Source organism: Arthrobacter sp. ISL-5, from assembly GCF_018613835.1.
In the GTDB taxonomy this organism is placed as follows: domain Bacteria; phylum Actinomycetota; class Actinomycetes; order Actinomycetales; family Micrococcaceae; genus Arthrobacter.
The window spans coordinates 1-678 of record NZ_JAGGPM010000070.1 but is presented as its reverse complement, the minus strand read 5'-3'; the positions used below and the strand labels follow the sequence as shown (position 1 = coordinate 678).

The following is a 678-nucleotide window of genomic DNA, read 5'->3' as shown; positions in this document are numbered from 1 at the left end:
TGGCCACGGCCCCGGGACAAGTTTTTACGTGGGATATTACCAAGCTCGCGGGCCCGGTGAGGGGGAAGTATTTTGACTGCTACATGATGGTCGATATCCATTCCAGGTTCATCGTCGGCGCGCACGTCCACGCCACCGAATCCGGGGTGCTGGCCGTGGAAATGATGAAGGGAATCTTCGGGATCCACGGCATCCCCCAGGTTGTGCACGCGGACCGGGGAACGTCCATGACGTCGAAAACCGTCGCCGCGCTGCTCTCGGATCTGGAGGTCACGAGGTCCCACTCCAGACCTCGGGTAAGCAATGACAATCCGTACAGTGAGGCGCTTTTCAAGACCCTGAAATACGGTCCGGAATTCCCCGAACGCTTCGCCTCAGTCCACGACGCCGGGGCATTCATCAGCGGCTTCGTGGACTGGTACAACCATCACCACCAACACTCCGGAATCGGCTTCCACACCCCCGCAAACGTCCACTACGGCCACGCCGCCGGCGTCGCCAAAGAACGCTCGGCAACCCTCGCTGCAGCCCGCGCGAAACACCCCGAACGCTTCAACAAAACCACCGACCCGAAAATCCTCGCGCTCCCCGGACCAGCGTGGATCAACCAACCCAAGGAAATCACCGAACAGTTAGCCGCCTAACTCCCGTTGGTACCGTTCAGCTTGAAAAATTCCG

The 678-nt window shown here is 59.9% G+C and carries 1 protein-coding gene; it reads left to right on the top strand.

The genetic code is table 11. The features are described 5' to 3' along the window. Positions 1-644 (top strand): DDE-type integrase/transposase/recombinase (locus J7I89_RS24835; protein ID WP_214976030.1); only part of this gene is annotated, 644 nt, incomplete at its 5' end. Positions 645-678 lie beyond the last annotated feature (34 nt).